The following is a 15,358-nucleotide window of genomic DNA, read 5'->3' as shown; positions in this document are numbered from 1 at the left end:
TGGAATAGTTGGCGAGAAACAGGTGCTCCTTAAGGGCTTTTTGCCAGCATATTTGGGTAAGCTGCCGATATGATCCGTTACATTGAAATTTCATCTGTCAGGGCGCGCCTCGTGTGCGCCGTGAGCGTCGTGGCCCTGCTCCCGCTGGCAGCATGCGGCGGTGGCGGCACTTCGTCGACCCCGCCCCCACCGATCAGCACGCCGACCCCGACTCCGCCACCGGCCCCCGCGCCGACACCGCCTCCGACGCCCGCGCCGACCGCCAATTTCGATACCGCCGAATATCGCCGGTCGGTCGGCCCCTCGTTCCACAATGCCATCTCGGCCTACACGGCCGGCGCGACGGGCAAGGGGATCCTCGTCGGTGTCGTCGATACCGGGGTCGACACGACGAGCCTGGAATTCGCCGGCCGGATCAGTTCGGCCTCGCGCGATTTCGGCGGCAACGGCACGTATGTTGACGAGGATGGTCATGGCACGGCGGTCAGCTCGGTCATTCTCGGCGCGAAAAACGATCTCGAAACGCACGGCATCGCATTCGATGCTACGCTGTTGACCTTGCGGGCCGATACCGCAGGCAGTTGCGCAACCGAAGACCCCGATGTGAAGGATTCCGGCTGCAAGTTCTCAACCAGTGCAATCGCCGCGGCGGTCAACCACGCGGTCGATTCGGGTGCGCGCGTCATCAACCTTTCGCTTGGCGGCGGCGGCATCGGGACCTCGCTGCGCACTGCCATAACGCGCGCCGCGGCCGCTGGCATCGTCATCGTCGTTTCGGCGGGCAATGACGGCGAATCGACAGACGCGGGTGTCGACCCCAACAATCCCGATCCGTTTGCGCAGGGACTCGCGGCGGCGGGCAATGGCCGCGTCATCATCGCCGGATCGGTCGGCACCGCGGCCAGCCAGAGCGAGATCTCGGCCTTCAGCAATCGCGCGGGCGCTTCGGCGAACGTCTATCTCACCGCTCTGGGGTATCGCGTGCGTGCGCCTGACGAAAACGGCGCGATCTATCTGTGGAGCGGAACGTCGTTCTCGGCGCCGCAGATCGCCGGTGCCGCAGCCCTGCTCGCGCAGGCCTTCCCCAACCTCACCGGCGCGCAGATCGTCTCGATCCTGCTCAATTCGGGCCGTGACGTCGGCGCCCCGGGCGTCGATGCCATTTATGGCCATGGCATCCTCGACATCGCCAGGGCCTTCCAGCCATCGGGCACGACCAGCCTCGCCGGCTCGAAGGAGCTGGTCGACACCTCCGCCGATTCGGCCACGCTGTCGAGCCCGATGGGCGATGCGTTCGCTTCTGGATCGACGCAGGCGATCATCCTCGACGAATACGACCGCGCTTTCGGCCTCGACCTCGCCCGCACCGTCCGCGCGCCGGGCCTCGACCTCAAGCTCGCGCCCGCCCTGTCGGTCGCGCAGCGCCAGCTGTCGGCCTCCTCGCCGGCGTTCAGCGTCTCGCTGACCGTCGCGGCAGGCAGCAACGAAGTGATTTACGGCGCGCAGACGCTGACCGTGACCGATGCCGAACAGGCGCGTGTCCTCGCCGGATCGGTGATGCTGCGCCTCGATCCCGATACCCGCCTCGCCTTCGGCATCCGCCGCGGCAGCGAGGGCATGTCGGCCGCGCTCGAAGGGCGCAGCCAGCCCGCCTTCCTCGTCGGCGAATCGGCGCGTGGCCAGATCGGCTTCAGCCTGCGCCCGGCCAGCGGCGTTGCCGTGCGCCACGCTATCGGCGCGGGCATCGGCCTCACCGCGCGCGCCGAAACCGGCATCGCGCAGGTCCGCGAGACGCGCCCCTTCGAACAGCTTCGCACCCCGCTTTCCGACTATCGCTACAGCATCGTCGGCGTGGGCCTCGACAAGAGCGTCGGCGCGGCGCGCTTCGCGCTCAATGGCGAGATGCTCAACGAGAGCGAGACCGTGCTCGGTGCGAAGTTCGGTTCGCTCTATGGCGGCAAGGGCGCGCGCAGCGCCTTCGTCGATACCGAGGCGCGCGTCGACATCGGGGCCGGCTGGGCCCTCGGCGGCGCCTGGCGCCAGGGTTGGACCTGGGCCAATGCCGGCGGCAACGTCGTTTCGGGATCGCTGCTCAAATCGAGCGCGTGGTCGCTCGACGCGACCAAGGCGGGTGTCTTCGGCTCGAGCGACAGCTTCGCGTTGCGCATCGCGCAGCCGCTGCGCGTTTCGGCGGGCGGACTGCGGCTCAACCTGCCGGTCGGTTACGATTACGCGACGTTGGCGACCGAATATGGCGTGCGCACGCTCAACCTCGCGCCGACCGGGCGAGAGGTCGATATAGAGGGCGTCTATGGCGTCCCCGTTGGTGCAACCGCACGCCTCACCGCCAACGCCTATTATCGAAAAGATCCCGGCAACATCGCCGCGCTCGGCAACGATATCGGCGGCGCGATCCGCTTTACGCTCGGCTTCTGACGCCCGGCGGCGCGATCGGCGTCGATCGGGCAATTTTGACAAGCGCCCGGGAAAGCGCAATCACACCTCCCATCACTCGGGGGAGCCGTTCGATGCGCATCATCTCATGTCTGTTCGTCCTTTTAGCCGGAGGTTTCGCGATGACCGCACCCGTTCAGGGCCAGGAGGCGCCGCCGACATGGTCGCTCGCAATCCACGGCGGGGCCGGGACGATCGAGCGCGATCGCATCACCCCCGAACAGGATCGCGACATCCGCGCCGCGCTGGGCCGCGCGCTCGCGGCGGGATCGAAGGTTCTCAGCCGTGGCGGCGCGGCGCTCGACGCGGTCCAGGCCGCGATCATGGTGCTCGAGGACGACCCCAATTTCAACGCCGGCAAGGGCGCGGTGTTCACCTGGGACGGCGAGAACCGGATGGATTCGTCGATCATGCGCGGCGATACGCGCGAAGCGGGCGCGGTTGCCGGCGTGTCGGCGACCAGGAACCCGATCCTCGCTGCGCGCGCGGTGATGGAACGCAGCCCGCACGTCATGCTGGCGGGCAAGGGCGCCGACCAGTTCAGTCGCGAGCAGGGACTCGAGCAGGCCCCGCCCGAATATTTCGCGACCGAATTCCGCCGCGACGCGCTCGAGCGGATGAAGGCGAGCAAGACCAGCTCGTATGATATCGACATGAAATACGACACCGTCGGCGCGGTCGCGCGCGACGCGAACGGCCATGTCGCGGCGGGCACCTCGACCGGCGGCATGACCGGCAAGAAATGGGACCGGATCGGCGATTCGCCGATTATCGGCGCGGGCACCTATGCCGACGATCGCGCCTGCGCGGTCAGCGCGACCGGATCGGGCGAATATTTCATTCGGCTAGGGGTCGCGCACGAGATCTGCGCGCGGATGCGTTTCACCGGCGAAGGCCCCGACGCCGCCGCGAACCACGTCATCGCCGAACTCGGTGAGATGGGCGGCGATGGCGGCGTCATCGTCGCCGCCCCCGACGGCGCCACTGCCTTCGTCTTCAACACCCCCGGAATGTACCGCGCCCGCGCCGACGCCAAGGGCCTCAACGAGGTCGCGATCTACGGCGACGAACCGCGTTGAACGCTTTCGCTTGGCTCAGTCGGCCGGGTTGTATTTGGCAAGGAAGGCTTCGACCCGGTCGTAATAGTCGGCTCGATTCTTGGGATCTGAGAGTCCGTGTCCTTCGCCTTTGTATAATTTTGCCTCGACCGGCTTTCCCGCCTTTTTCGCCGCTTCGATAAACCGGTCGTATTGGCTTTGCGGTACGGTGCCGTCGGCATCGCCATGCGCGATTAAAACCGGTCGCGTGAGTTGGTCGATGTGACCGACCGGTGAGACCTCGTCGAGATCGAACCGCTCTTCGCCCTCGATCTTGCTACGCCAGCCGCGCGCACCCTTGCGTGAGAAAAACTTGGAATCGTAACGCAACTGCCTTTTCAAGTCGGTGACTCCCGCCAGGCTTACCGCGCAGCGGTATCGTTCGGGATTGCGGATAACACCCCATAAGGCAGCGTAACCGCCATAGCTCGCTCCCAGAATGCACACGCGGTGCGAATCGATCGTCCCCTCGCTCGCCAGCCAGTCGACCCCGTCGTCGAGATCGTCCTGCATCGCGCGACCAACCGAGCCGACGCCCTGTTTATAGAAATCCTCGCCATAGCTCGACGAGCCACGGAAATTCGGCTGCAACACGGCATAACCGCGGTTGGTTAGAAACTGCACATCGGCATCGAATTCCATTGTGTCACGCACGCCGAACGGGCCGCCGTGCGGCATCACGATCAGCGGCAGCCCGGTTGGCGCCCGTCCGACGGGCAACGTCAAATAGGCCGGAATCATCAGTCCGTCGCGCGCCTTGTAGCGGACCGGCTTCGTCACCGCGAGTTGCGCGGGATCGAGCGAATCGGCGGGCCCCGCAATCCTGTCGAGCTTCCGCGCCTTGGGTTCGTAGAGATAGAAGCTGCCCGGATCGTTTGGGGACGCGACGAAGACGATCATCCGGCTGTCATCGGCGCTGCGCGATGATATCCAAACGTCCATGCCGGGTAAGGCGCGCTCGAGTTTGGCCTGTTCGGCGTTCATCTTCGGGTCGAGCCAAAGCGCCCGGAAGCGATCGTCGGTCAGATATGCGGCGGTGACCGCGCCGGTTTTGCGATCGAGCGCGAAATCGGTGATGTCGTAGGTCGGATCGCCGACGACCAGCTCACCGATCGCCCGCGTGGCATAATTGTATCTGTAAAGCGCGTCTCGTCCGGTCTTCTTGTTGGTAAGGATGAAGCCGTCGTCCGATCCCGTGATGATCCGCAACAGTCCGTCGAGCACCTCGCGATCCTCGTCGTCGTCCTTGATCCGGCCGATCATCTTGAACGATTGCTCTGCATCCGGGCGGTAATAGACCAAAGTAGCGCTACCCCTCGAGCCCACGCCCAGTCGGACAACGCCGCTGTCGTCGGCAACCCAGTCCCACACATTGTCCTTCTCACCGACGACCTTGGTCGTCGTGTTGTCGGCAAGCATGATGCGAAAGACCGACGGATAATCGTAGATCGTCTTTTGCCTGTTGAGCAGGACATACTCGCCCGCGGGATCGACGTAGATCACGTTGTCGCCCCGCAGCCCCTGTTTCTCGTCAGCGAGCGTAAGGATTTGGCGAGTTTTGACATCGATCACGGACAGGACCGTTCGCTGGGCCTCCTCGCCGAGAAATTTGACCTCGCCCGACATCGAGAACAGCAACCGCCCTGAACCCGCCCAGCGGAACCATTCCAGGTCGGACCCTTCAGGGTATTGAAAAATTGCGCGTTCGCCGGTGTCGATAAATTTGACGACGAGCCTGTCCCGGCCGTCGGTGTTCGCGATATAGGCAATCCTCGTCCCGTCGGGCGAGATGCTCGGCCGCGAAAACTGCGACGGGGCGGAAAACAAGGTCGAATCGATCCGTGGCGGTCGCGGTGGCGTTGCGGCTGCCCCGGTTGCCTGCGCCGCGGCCGGTGTCGCCCCAAGCGTGGTCGCCACGATCAGCGCCAGACTGGTAAATATTGCCCCTATTTTCATGTCATCCCCCTGTATTGCCACGAAACTGCCGCGACAAAAGAGGAATCGCAAGCCCTCATTGCGGCCCTGTCCCACCGCTTGACCGAATCGGCAATCGCAGGTAGAGGGCGCGCATCCGGCGGAAGGGTCGCTCCCCCGTCCGGTCAAATAGAGCTGAACATTGCCGGTTCGCACACAGGGCCTTGGGGGGCAGATATGCCGCTCTCAGGGTCTTTTTCTATTGGACGGTCCTTCGTCGGGCCACCCTGTGTGCGGGACGTAAAGTAACCGTGGCGCAAGACCCTTTCGGGGGCCGGTCGCCACTCATCAGGTGAAGCATTCATGCCTACGATTAACCAGCTGGTCCGCAAGGGCCGCGTCCCGCAGAAGGCCAAGTCCAAGGTCCCTGCGATGGAACAGAACCCGCAGAAGCGCGGTGTCTGCACCCGCGTCTACACGACGACCCCGAAAAAGCCGAACTCGGCTCTGCGCAAGGTGGCCAAGGTTCGCCTGACCAACCAGCGCGAGGTCATTTCCTACATCCCGGGCGAAGGCCACAACCTCCAGGAACACAGCGTCGTGCTGATCCGTGGCGGTCGTGTCCGCGATCTTCCCGGCGTTCGCTACCACGTCCTGCGCGGCGTGCTCGATACGCAGGGGGTCAAGGACCGCAAGCAGTCTCGCTCGAAATACGGCGCCAAGCGTCCGAAGTAAGCCGGCCAGTTATCTGGTCAATCGGCTGAAGTTTTAAGGAAATTTATCCATGTCACGTCGTCGTCGTCCCGAAAAGCGGGTCATCCTGCCCGATCCCAAATTTGGCGATCTGGTCCTTTCGAAATTCATGAACTCGGTCATGCTCGACGGTAAGAAGTCGATCGCCGAGAAGATCGTCTATGGCGCTCTCGACAGCGTCGAGGCCAAGGCCAAGAAAGACCCGATCCTGGTCTTCCATGACGCGCTCAACAACATCAAGCCGGGCATCGAGGTCCGCAGCCGCCGTGTCGGTGGTGCGACCTACCAGGTCCCGGTCGAGGTTCGCCCCGACCGTGCCCAGGCGCTCGCCATTCGCTGGCTCATCACCGCGTCGCGCAACCGCAGCGAAACGACGATGGCCGCGCGCCTGTCGGGTGAATTGCTCGACGCTTCGAACAATCGCGGCAACGCGGTCAAGAAGCGCGAAGACACGCACCGCATGGCCGAAGCCAACCGCGCGTTCAGCCACTACCGCTGGTAACGCACGATACTTATATAACCGTAGGGCTGGACCGGTCGAAGCCCGCTTGTCGATGACGCGCGATCGCGTCCGGCCGGCCCAGACCTACGGACTTTCTTAGATTCACAAGCGGGGTGCTGACGCCCTCGCGCCCACGGAGCAAAGCACATGGCCCGCGAATATCCGCTCGAACGTTATCGTAACATCGGCATCATGGCGCACATCGACGCCGGCAAGACGACGACGACCGAGCGCATCCTCTATTACACCGGCAAATCGTACAAGATCGGCGAAGTCCATGACGGCGCCGCGACGATGGACTGGATGGAACAGGAGCAGGAGCGCGGGATCACGATTACGTCGGCTGCCACGACGACCTTCTGGTCGGCCGATGACGGCGAAGGCCCCAAGCACCGCATCAACATCATCGACACCCCCGGACACGTCGACTTCACGATCGAAGTCGAGCGTTCGCTCCGCGTGCTCGATGGCGCGGTCGCGGTGTTCGACGGCGTTGCCGGCGTAGAGCCGCAGTCGGAAACGGTGTGGCGCCAGGCGGACAAGTACAAGGTTCCGCGGATGTGCTTCATCAACAAGCTCGACCGCACCGGCGCCGATTTCTATTACTGCGTTCAGTCGATCGTCGATCGTCTCGGCGCGACGCCGCTCGTCCTTTATCTCCCGATCGGCATCGAAGGCGGCCTCCGGGGCGTCGTCGATCTCGTCAACATGCGCGGCATCGTGTGGCAGAACGAGGATCTCGGCGCGAAGTTCGATTACATCGACATTCCCGAGGACATGGTCGAAAAGGCCGCCAAATATCGCCACGACCTGCTCGAAACCATCGTCGAACATGACGATGAAGTGATGATGGCCTATCTCGACGGCACCGAACCCGATGCCAAGACGATCAAGCGCCTGATCCGCAAGGGCACGCTCGAACAGGCGTTCGTCCCCGTATTGTGCGGCTCGGCGTTCAAGAACAAGGGCGTCCAGCCGCTGCTCGACGCCGTCGTCGACTACATGCCGAGCCCGCTCGACGTGCCGGCAATCAACGGCATTAAGCCCGACACCGATATCGAAGAAACGCGTGACGCCGACGACAATGCGCCGTTCAGCGCGCTCGCGTTCAAGATCATGAACGATCCCTTCGTCGGTACGCTGACCTTCGCCCGCATCTATTCGGGCAAGCTCGAAAAGGGCATCGTCCTCAACTCGGTGAAGGACAAGAAGGAAAAGATCGGCCGCATGCTGCTGATGCATGCCAACAGCCGTGAAGACATCGACGAAGCGTTCGCCGGCGACATCGTCGCGATCGCGGGGATGAAGGACACGACGACGGGCGACACCCTGTGTGCCTCGAACGCGCCGATCATCCTCGAACGGATGGAATTCCCCGATCCGGTTATCGAATTGAGCGTCGAGCCCAAGACCAAGGCCGACCAGGAACGGATGGGCGTCGCGCTCAACCGTCTGGCCGCCGAGGATCCCTCGTTCCGCGTCTCGACCGATCACGAATCGGGCCAGACGATCATCAAGGGCATGGGCGAGCTTCACCTCGACATCCTGGTCGATCGCATGAAGCGCGAATTCAAGGTCGAGGCCAATGTCGGCGCGCCGCAGGTGGCGTACCGCGAGAGCCTCGCGAAGGAAGTCGCGATCGATTACACGCATAAGAAGCAGTCGGGTGGCTCGGGCCAGTTCGGCCGCGTCAAGCTGACCGTGACGCCTGGCGAACGCGGCCAGGGCATCAACTTCATCGATGAGGTCAAGGGCGGCAATATTCCCAAGGAATATATCCCCTCGGTCGAAAAGGGCATGCGCGAAACCGCCGAAGGCGGCTCGATGATCGGCTTCCCGATTATCGATTTCGACATCCGCCTGACCGACGGCGCCTACCATGACGTCGATTCGTCGGCGCTGGCGTTCGAGATCGCGGGTCGCGGTGCGATGCGCGAAGCGGCTCAGAAGGCAGGCATCAAGCTGCTCGAGCCGGTGATGAAGGTTGAAGTCGTCAGCCCCGAGGAGTATCTCGGCGACGTCATCGGCGACATGAATTCGCGCCGTGGACAGATCCAGGGTACCGACAGCCGCGGCAATGCCCAGGTCGTCGATGCGATGGTGCCGCTTGCGAATATGTTCGGTTACGTCAATCAGCTGCGTTCGTTCACGCAGGGACGGGCGCAGTACACTATGCAGTTCTCGCATTACGAGGAAGTGCCACAGAACGTCGCCGACGAAGTGAAGGCGAAGCTGGCATAATTTGATTTTGGTGCTATGAGCGCCCGCGGTGCGGACCGCGGGTCACGCGAAATAGCGATATTGATGTGAAGGGTTTGAGTTATGGCTAAGGCAAAATTTGAGCGGAACAAGCCGCATTGCAACGTTGGCACCATCGGTCACGTCGACCATGGCAAGACCACGCTGACCGCAGCAATCACCAAGGTGATGGCTGAGGCATTCGGCGGTGCAGCGGTTGATTTCGCGAACATCGACAAGGCTCCCGAAGAGCGCGAGCGCGGCATCACGATTTCGACGGCACACGTCGAATACGAAACCGCCGGGCGCCACTATGCGCACGTCGATTGCCCGGGACACGCCGATTACGTGAAGAACATGATCACCGGTGCCGCCCAGATGGACGGCGCGATCCTGGTTGTGAACGCTGCTGACGGCCCGATGCCGCAGACCCGCGAGCACATCCTGCTCGCCAAGCAGGTCGGCGTTCCGGCGCTCGTCGTCTACATGAACAAGGTCGACCAGGTCGACGACGAAGAGCTGCTCGAGCTCGTCGAACTCGAAGTTCGCGAACTCCTCAGCTCGTACGAGTTCCCCGGCGACGACATTCCGATCATCAAGGGTTCGGCTCTCGCCGCTCTCGAAGGCCGCGACGACGAAATCGGCAAGAACTCGATTCTCGAGCTGATGAAGGCTGTCGACGATTACATCCCGCAGCCCGAGCGTCCGCTCGATCGTCCCTTCCTGATGCCGATCGAGGACGTGTTCTCGATCTCGGGTCGCGGTACCGTCGTCACCGGCCGTATCGAAACCGGTATCGTCAATGTTGGCGACGAAGTCGAGATCGTCGGCATCAAGGACACCGCCAAGACCACGGTCACCGGCGTCGAAATGTTCCGCAAGCTGCTCGATCGCGGCGAAGCTGGCGACAATGTCGGTGCGCTGATCCGCGGCATCGGTCGTGACGACGTCGAACGCGGCCAGGTTCTCTGCAAGCCCGGCTCGATCACGCCGCACACCGATTTCGATGCCGAAGTTTACGTTCTGTCGAAGGACGAAGGCGGCCGTCACACGCCGTTCTTTGCCAACTACCGTCCGCAGTTCTACTTCCGCACGACCGACGTGACCGGTGAAGTCGTTCTCCCCGAGGGCACCGAAATGGTCATGCCTGGCGACAACGTTACGATCGGCGTCAAGCTGATCGCACCGATCGCCATGGACCAGGGTCTGCGCTTCGCAATCCGCGAAGGCGGCCGCACCGTCGGTGCAGGGGTTGTCAGCACGATCACCAAGTAATATAGGACTGCCAGCCGCTCGGATCGTGATTCGGGCGGCTGGTAGTTTTCGCTACATAAATTCAACGGTCGCCTCGGCCATCCGCAAGGATACGGGGCGATTTGTTTTTCCTCCTACGCCGAGGCTTCGGCGGACGAGGGTGTCACAACTAGAATTTTGCCAGAGCGTTGGCTTGGTGCGGGTTTACCCGCCGAAGCTGGCGCGAAGGCGGGCTCTTTCGCATCGGTAGACGGTTATGGAAACGCAGAACATTCGCATTCGCCTGAAGGCATTCGATCATCGGGTGCTCGACCAGGCAACGGGCGACATCGCCGAAACGGCGCGTCGTACGGGAGCTTTGATCCGCGGGCCCATTCCCCTGCCTACGCGTATCGAGAAATTCACGGTCAACCGCGGCCCGCACATCGACAAGAAGTCGCGTGAGCAGTTCGAGGTTCGTACCTACAAGCGGCTGCTCGACATCGTGCAGCCCACGCCGCAGACGGTTGACGCGCTGATGAAGCTCGATCTGGCCGCTGGCGTCAACGTAGAGATCAAGCTGGCGTAAGCCGGTTTCGGAGCACGATCGCCCCTCTGGGCGGCTCCGGGTTCCCGCCCTCGGCGGGGAGTTAATCGAATAGGTGGATACCGCCGGTCTTCCGGGCAGCGTCCCCCGTCTAGTTTCGCTTCACCAGCGAGACGTTCAGCCCGGACGGGGCGATGCAATACATATGGGCTGACAAGCACGCGGAATGGTCCGCGTGCCTCTGTTGGAAGGAATTGCATCATGCGCACTGGCGTGATCGCGAAGAAAGTCGGGATGACCCGCCTGTTTCAGGACGACGGCCGGCACGTGCCCGTCACCGTCCTCAGCCTCGAAGGCTGTCAGGTGGTCTCGGTTCGTGAACAGGAACGTGACGGCTATGTCGCCGTCCAGCTCGGCGCCGGCAAGGCGCGGGCAAAGAATGTCAACAAGCCACAGCGCGTTGCCTTCGGCCTTGCCGAGGTAGAGCCCAAGATGCGCGTCGCGGAATTCCGCGTCGCCGACGATGCGGTGCTCGACGTGGGCGCGGAAATTTCCGCCGACCATTTCGTCCCCGGCCAGATCGTCGACGTCACCGGCCACACGCAGGGCAAGGGCTTTGCCGGCGCCATGAAGCGCTGGAACTTCGGCGGCATGCGCGCGACGCACGGCGTCTCGGTCAGCCACCGTGCGCACGGTTCGACGGGTAACCGCCAGGATCCGGGCCGCGTGTTCAAGAACAAGAAGATGGCCGGCCACATGGGCGACCGTCAGCGCACCCAGCAGAACCTCGAGATCGTCCGTACCGACGTCGAACGCGGCCTGCTCTTCGTCAAGGGCTCGGTGCCCGGCTCGAAGGGTGGCTGGCTCGTCGTTCGCGATGCGGTCAAGCTCGCGCGTCATGCCGATGCGCCATATCCCGCCGGCATCAAGCAGGCTGCCAACCAGAATACATCCGCTCCCGCCGATACGCCCGCCGACCAGGCGCCGGCGACCGACGCGGCCCCAGCGCAGGAGTCTTGAACATGAAGGCGAAGGTTCAAACCCTCGACGGCAAGGCTGCAAAGTCGGACGTCGATCTCAATGATGCCGTGTTCGGTATCGAACCGCGGGCGGATATCCTCCACCGCGTCGTCACCTGGCAGCTCGAAAGCCGTCGCGGCACCGCTCGCGGCGCTCGTGAGCGTTCGGACGTTGCCCGCACCGGCAAGAAGTTCGGCAAGCAGAAGGGCGGCGGTACCGCTCGTCACGGCGATCGTCGTGCCCCGATCTTCATCGGCGGTGGTAAGGCGCACGGTCCTCGGGTCCGCGACTTCAACCCGTCGCTGAACAAGAAGATCCGCACGCTCGGCCTCAAGATGGCGCTGTCGTCGAAAGCCAAGGACGGCAAGCTCGTCGTGCTCGACAACCTCGACATCAAGGACGCCAAGACCAAGTCGCTCAAGGGACAGCTCGAACAGTTCGGTTTCGCCGGACGTGCGCTGTTCATCGATGGCAGCGATGCGGCCAACGAAGCGTTCAAAAAGGCTTCGGCCAACCTCATCGGTATCGATACGCTGCCCGCGATCGGCGCCAATGTTTACGACATCCTTCGTGCCGACACGCTGGTCCTGACCCGCGCCGGCATCGAACAGCTGGAGGCGCGCTTCAATGGCTAAAAAGCAGAAAAAGGAAGTCGCCGCGCGGCATTACACGACGGTGGTCTCTCCCGTGATCACCGAAAAGTCGACCATGCTCTCGGAGCATAACGCGGTCGTCTTTCGTGTTGCCAACGACGCGACCAAGCCCGCGATCAAGGAAGCGATCGAGGCGTTGTTCGACGTCACCGTGACCAAGGTCAACACGCTTGTCGTCAAGGGCAAGACCAAGCGCTGGAAGGGCAGGCCCTACCGCCGCTCCGACATTAAAAAAGCCGTTGTGACGTTGGCCGAAGGCCAATCGATCGACGTCACAACCGGTATTTGAGGGGCTAGGAACCGATGGCACTCAAGAGTTACAAACCGACTAGCCCCGCACGTCGCGGCCTGATCCTCGTTGATCGGTCGAGCCTGTGGAAGGGCAAGCCCGTCAAGGCGCTGACCGAAGGCAAGCGCAAGACCGGTGGTCGCAACAACAAGGGTCACGTGACCTCGCGCGGCATCGCCGGCGGTCACAAGCAGCGTTATCGTTACATCGATTTCAAACGCCGCAAGTTCGACGCCCCCGCGACCGTGGAGCGGCTCGAATACGATCCCAACCGGACCGCGTTCATCGCCCTCATCACCTATGAGGACGGCGAGCAGGCCTATATCCTGGCACCGCAGCGTCTCGCCGTTGGTGACACCGTGATCGCCGCTGAAAAGTGCGATGTGAAACCCGGCAACGCGATGAAGCTGTCGCAGATGCCGATCGGCACGATCATCCACAACATCGAGCTGAAGCCCGGCAAGGGCGGTCAGATCGCCCGTTCGGCTGGCACCTATGCCCAGCTCGTCGGTCGCGATCGCGGCATGGTCATCGTCCGGCTCAATTCGGGTGAACAGCGCTATGTGCTGGGTACCTGCATGGGCACGGTCGGCGCGGTGTCGAACCCCGACAACGCCAACCAGAATTTCGCCAAGGCCGGCCGCACCCGCTGGAAGGGCCGTCGTCCTTTGACTCGCGGCGTGGCCAAGAACCCGGTCGATCACCCTCATGGTGGCGGCGAAGGCCGGACCTCGGGCGGCCGTCATCCGGTCACCCCATGGGGCAAGCCGACCAAGGGTGCCCGCACCCGCAAGAACAAGCAGACCGATCGCATGATCATCCGGTCGCGTCACGCGAAGAAGAAGAGGTAAGTCATGGCCCGCTCCGTCTGGAAAGGCCCGTTCGTCGAACTGAGCCTGTTGAAAAAAGCCGAAGACGCCCAGGAAGCTGGTGCGCGTTCGCCGATCAAGACCTGGTCGCGTCGTTCGACCATTCTGCCGCAGTTCGTCGGCCTGACCTTCAATGTCTACAACGGTCGCAAGCATGTGCCCGTTTCGGTCAATGAGGACATGGTTGGCCACAAACTCGGTGAATTCGCGCCGACCCGCTATTTCCCGGGTCATGCAGCCGACAAGAAGGGCAAGCGCTAATGGGCAAGCCATCATCTCCGCGTCGCGTCGCCGATAATCAGGCGCTGGCGACCAACACCAACGTTCGTGGTTCGGCCCAGAAGCTGAACCTCGTGGCGGCGTTGATCCGTGGCAAGAAGGCCGAGGACGCGCTCAACATCCTGAAGTTCTCGACCAAGGCGATGGCCGTCGACGTCCGCAAGGTGCTCGCCTCGGCGATCGCCAATGCAGAGAACAACCACAACCTCGACGTCGACGCGCTCGTCGTTGCCGAGGCCAGCGTCGGCAAGTCGCTGACCATGAAGCGCTTCCATACGCGCGGTCGCGGCAAGTCCACCCAGATCCTCAAGCCCTTCAGCCGGGTCCGGATCATCGTCGAAGAACGCGAAGAGGCTTAATTATGGGTCATAAATCCAATCCGATCGGCCTGCGTCTGCAGATCAACCGTACCTGGGACAGCCGCTGGTACGCCGAAGGCGCCGACTATGGCCGTCTCCTGATGGAAGATCTCAAGATCCGCCAGTACATCGTCAAGGAACTGCCGCAGGCAGCGATCAGCAAGGTCGTCATCGATCGTCCGGCCAAATTGTGCCGCGTGTCGATCTATGCCGCGCGCCCCGGTGTCATCATCGGCAAGAAGGGCGCCGACATCGAGAAGCTGCGCAAGGCGCTCGGCGCGATGACGTCGAGCGACGTGTCGCTCAACATCGTCGAGATCCGCAAGCCCGAAGTCGACGCCAAGCTCGTCGCCCAGGGGATCGCCGATCAGCTCGAACGCCGTGTTGCCTTCCGTCGCGCCATGAAGCGCGCGATGCAGTCGGCGATGCGTCTCGGTGCCGAAGGCATCAAGATCATGTGTGGCGGCCGTCTCGGCGGCGCTGAAATCGCCCGCGTTGAACAGTATCGCGAAGGCCGCGTGCCGCTTCATACGCTGCGCGCCAACGTCGATTACGCCGAAGCCGAAGCGCACACCGCCTATGGCGTGTGCGGCATCAAGGTCTGGATCTTCAAGGGCGAGATCCTGGGTCACGACCCGATGGCGACCGATCGCCTGATGGTTGAATCGCAGACCTCGGGCGTTCGCCCGCCGCATCGCTAAGGATTAGGACAGAGACATGCTGCAACCTAAGAAAACCAAGTTCCGCAAAGCCTTCAAGGGCCGGATCAAGGGCGATGCGCCCGGTGGCACGACGCTCAACTTCGGCTCGTACGGGCTGAAGGCGATGGAGCCGGAACGCCTCACCGCTCGCCAGATCGAAGCGGCTCGCCGCGCGATCACGCGTCACATCAAGCGCCAGGGCCGGTTGTGGATCCGTATTTTCCCCGACGTCCCGGTGTCGAAGAAGCCTGCAGAAGTCCGCCAGGGCAAGGGCAAGGGTTCGGTCGAATATTGGGCAGCACGGGTTAAGCCGGGCCGCATCCTGTTCGAACTCGACGGCGTTCCCGGCCCGCTCGCCGCAGTCGCTTTCGAGCGTGCCGCGATGAAGCTGCCGATCAAAACAAAGGTCGTTGCCCGTCTCGGCGACACCTCGCATTTGGGAGCCTGATC

General features: G+C 63.0%; 16 protein-coding genes. 15 read left to right on the top strand and 1 reads right to left on the bottom strand.

Annotated elements, in window-relative coordinates:
- Positions 1 to 120 precede the first annotated feature (120 nt).
- Both FSZ31_RS00755 and FSZ31_RS00750 read left to right on the top strand, forming a co-directional pair.
- Positions 121 to 2,436, top strand: coding sequence for a S8 family peptidase (locus FSZ31_RS00755; protein WP_236643604.1), 2,316 nt, complete (start codon positions 121 to 123; stop codon positions 2,434 to 2,436).
- 140 nt (positions 2,437 to 2,576) lie between these two features.
- Entirely contained in the window at positions 2,577 to 3,533 is a 957-nt protein-coding gene (locus FSZ31_RS00750) for an isoaspartyl peptidase/L-asparaginase family protein (RefSeq protein WP_147121166.1), read from the top strand.
- Positions 3,534 to 3,548: 15 nt separating this feature from the next.
- Here the strand turns inward: FSZ31_RS00750 and FSZ31_RS00745 are convergent, their stop codons facing one another.
- Positions 3,549 to 5,507 (bottom strand): S9 family peptidase, encoded by a 1,959-nt coding sequence (locus tag FSZ31_RS00745; RefSeq protein WP_147121165.1) that lies wholly within the window; start codon positions 5,505 to 5,507, stop codon positions 3,549 to 3,551.
- A gap of 321 nt (positions 5,508 to 5,828) precedes the next feature.
- On the opposite strand from FSZ31_RS00745, the gene rpsL reads away from it, so the two are divergent.
- The 13 genes from rpsL (at position 5,829) to rplP (ending at position 15,356) form a co-directional block, all read left to right on the top strand.
- Positions 5,829 to 6,200 (top strand): 30S ribosomal protein S12, encoded by a 372-nt coding sequence (gene rpsL / locus FSZ31_RS00740; protein ID WP_006831873.1) that lies wholly within the window; start codon positions 5,829 to 5,831, stop codon positions 6,198 to 6,200.
- Positions 6,201 to 6,249: 49 nt separating this feature from the next.
- Positions 6,250 to 6,720, top strand: coding sequence for a 30S ribosomal protein S7 (gene rpsG / locus FSZ31_RS00735; RefSeq protein ID WP_147121164.1), 471 nt, complete (start codon positions 6,250 to 6,252; stop codon positions 6,718 to 6,720).
- A gap of 147 nt (positions 6,721 to 6,867) precedes the next feature.
- Positions 6,868 to 8,961 carry an elongation factor G gene (fusA, locus tag FSZ31_RS00730; protein WP_147121163.1) on the top strand — a complete coding sequence of 698 codons (2,094 nt, stop codon included), beginning with the start codon at positions 6,868 to 6,870 and terminating at the stop codon, positions 8,959 to 8,961.
- A gap of 81 nt (positions 8,962 to 9,042) precedes the next feature.
- A complete protein-coding gene (gene tuf / locus FSZ31_RS00725) occupies positions 9,043 to 10,233 on the top strand; it encodes an elongation factor Tu (RefSeq protein ID WP_147121162.1) in 1,191 nt (396 codons plus the stop codon).
- A gap of 235 nt (positions 10,234 to 10,468) precedes the next feature.
- Positions 10,469 to 10,780, top strand: coding sequence for a 30S ribosomal protein S10 (rpsJ, locus tag FSZ31_RS00720; RefSeq protein WP_147121161.1), 312 nt, complete (start codon positions 10,469 to 10,471; stop codon positions 10,778 to 10,780).
- Positions 10,781 to 10,999: 219 nt separating this feature from the next.
- Entirely contained in the window at positions 11,000 to 11,758 is a 759-nt protein-coding gene (gene rplC / locus FSZ31_RS00715; protein ID WP_147121160.1) for a 50S ribosomal protein L3, read from the top strand.
- A gap of 2 nt (positions 11,759 to 11,760) precedes the next feature.
- On the top strand, positions 11,761 to 12,393 hold the full coding sequence (rplD, locus tag FSZ31_RS00710; RefSeq protein ID WP_147121159.1) for a 50S ribosomal protein L4: 633 nt from the start codon (positions 11,761 to 11,763) through the stop codon (positions 12,391 to 12,393).
- Positions 12,386 to 12,700 carry a 50S ribosomal protein L23 gene (locus tag FSZ31_RS00705; protein ID WP_147121158.1) on the top strand — a complete coding sequence of 105 codons (315 nt, stop codon included), beginning with the start codon at positions 12,386 to 12,388 and terminating at the stop codon, positions 12,698 to 12,700. The genes rplD and FSZ31_RS00705 overlap by 8 nt, the downstream gene beginning before the upstream one ends.
- Before the next feature lie 14 nt (positions 12,701 to 12,714).
- Positions 12,715 to 13,551 (top strand): 50S ribosomal protein L2, encoded by an 837-nt coding sequence (rplB, locus tag FSZ31_RS00700; protein ID WP_147121157.1) that lies wholly within the window; start codon positions 12,715 to 12,717, stop codon positions 13,549 to 13,551.
- Positions 13,552 to 13,554: 3 nt separating this feature from the next.
- Positions 13,555 to 13,830: a 30S ribosomal protein S19 gene (rpsS, locus tag FSZ31_RS00695; RefSeq protein WP_147121156.1), complete on the top strand. Its 276-nt coding sequence runs from the start codon at positions 13,555 to 13,557 to the stop codon at positions 13,828 to 13,830.
- Positions 13,830 to 14,207 (top strand): 50S ribosomal protein L22, encoded by a 378-nt coding sequence (gene rplV / locus FSZ31_RS00690; protein ID WP_147121155.1) that lies wholly within the window; start codon positions 13,830 to 13,832, stop codon positions 14,205 to 14,207. The genes rpsS and rplV overlap by 1 nt, the downstream gene beginning before the upstream one ends.
- A gap of 2 nt (positions 14,208 to 14,209) precedes the next feature.
- On the top strand, positions 14,210 to 14,908 hold the full coding sequence (gene rpsC, locus FSZ31_RS00685) for a 30S ribosomal protein S3 (protein WP_147121154.1): 699 nt from the start codon (positions 14,210 to 14,212) through the stop codon (positions 14,906 to 14,908).
- 16 nt (positions 14,909 to 14,924) lie between these two features.
- The gene (gene rplP, locus FSZ31_RS00680; protein ID WP_147121153.1) at positions 14,925 to 15,356 is read left to right on the top strand and encodes a 50S ribosomal protein L16; all 432 of its coding nucleotides are present in this window, start codon (positions 14,925 to 14,927) and stop codon (positions 15,354 to 15,356) included.
- Positions 15,357 to 15,358 lie beyond the last annotated feature (2 nt).

The sequence above is a fragment of the Flavisphingopyxis soli genome (assembly GCF_007995095.1).
GTDB lineage: Bacteria > Pseudomonadota > Alphaproteobacteria > Sphingomonadales > Sphingomonadaceae > Flavisphingopyxis > Flavisphingopyxis soli.
Note: the sequence above shows the minus strand (reverse complement) of the source record. Positions and strands in the feature narration are given on the sequence as shown.

Excerpts from the sequence above, each read along its gene's own strand:
- FSZ31_RS00750 (WP_147121166.1), top strand. The coding sequence starts at position 2,577 with ATGACCGCACCCGTTCAGGGCCAGGAGGCGCCGCCGACATGGTCGCTC.
- FSZ31_RS00745 (WP_147121165.1), bottom strand. The coding sequence starts at position 5,507 with ATGAAAATAGGGGCAATATTTACCAGTCTGGCGCTGATCGTGGCGACC.
- rpsL (WP_006831873.1), top strand. The coding sequence starts at position 5,829 with ATGCCTACGATTAACCAGCTGGTCCGCAAGGGCCGCGTCCCGCAGAAG.
- rpsG (WP_147121164.1), top strand. The coding sequence starts at position 6,250 with ATGTCACGTCGTCGTCGTCCCGAAAAGCGGGTCATCCTGCCCGATCCC.
- fusA (WP_147121163.1), top strand. The coding sequence starts at position 6,868 with ATGGCCCGCGAATATCCGCTCGAACGTTATCGTAACATCGGCATCATG.
- tuf (WP_147121162.1), top strand. The coding sequence starts at position 9,043 with ATGGCTAAGGCAAAATTTGAGCGGAACAAGCCGCATTGCAACGTTGGC.
- rpsJ (WP_147121161.1), top strand. The coding sequence starts at position 10,469 with ATGGAAACGCAGAACATTCGCATTCGCCTGAAGGCATTCGATCATCGG.
- rplC (WP_147121160.1), top strand. The coding sequence starts at position 11,000 with ATGCGCACTGGCGTGATCGCGAAGAAAGTCGGGATGACCCGCCTGTTT.
- rplD (WP_147121159.1), top strand. The coding sequence starts at position 11,761 with ATGAAGGCGAAGGTTCAAACCCTCGACGGCAAGGCTGCAAAGTCGGAC.
- FSZ31_RS00705 (WP_147121158.1), top strand. The coding sequence starts at position 12,386 with ATGGCTAAAAAGCAGAAAAAGGAAGTCGCCGCGCGGCATTACACGACG.
- rplB (WP_147121157.1), top strand. The coding sequence starts at position 12,715 with ATGGCACTCAAGAGTTACAAACCGACTAGCCCCGCACGTCGCGGCCTG.
- rpsS (WP_147121156.1), top strand. The coding sequence starts at position 13,555 with ATGGCCCGCTCCGTCTGGAAAGGCCCGTTCGTCGAACTGAGCCTGTTG.
- rplV (WP_147121155.1), top strand. The coding sequence starts at position 13,830 with ATGGGCAAGCCATCATCTCCGCGTCGCGTCGCCGATAATCAGGCGCTG.
- rpsC (WP_147121154.1), top strand. The coding sequence starts at position 14,210 with ATGGGTCATAAATCCAATCCGATCGGCCTGCGTCTGCAGATCAACCGT.
- rplP (WP_147121153.1), top strand. The coding sequence starts at position 14,925 with ATGCTGCAACCTAAGAAAACCAAGTTCCGCAAAGCCTTCAAGGGCCGG.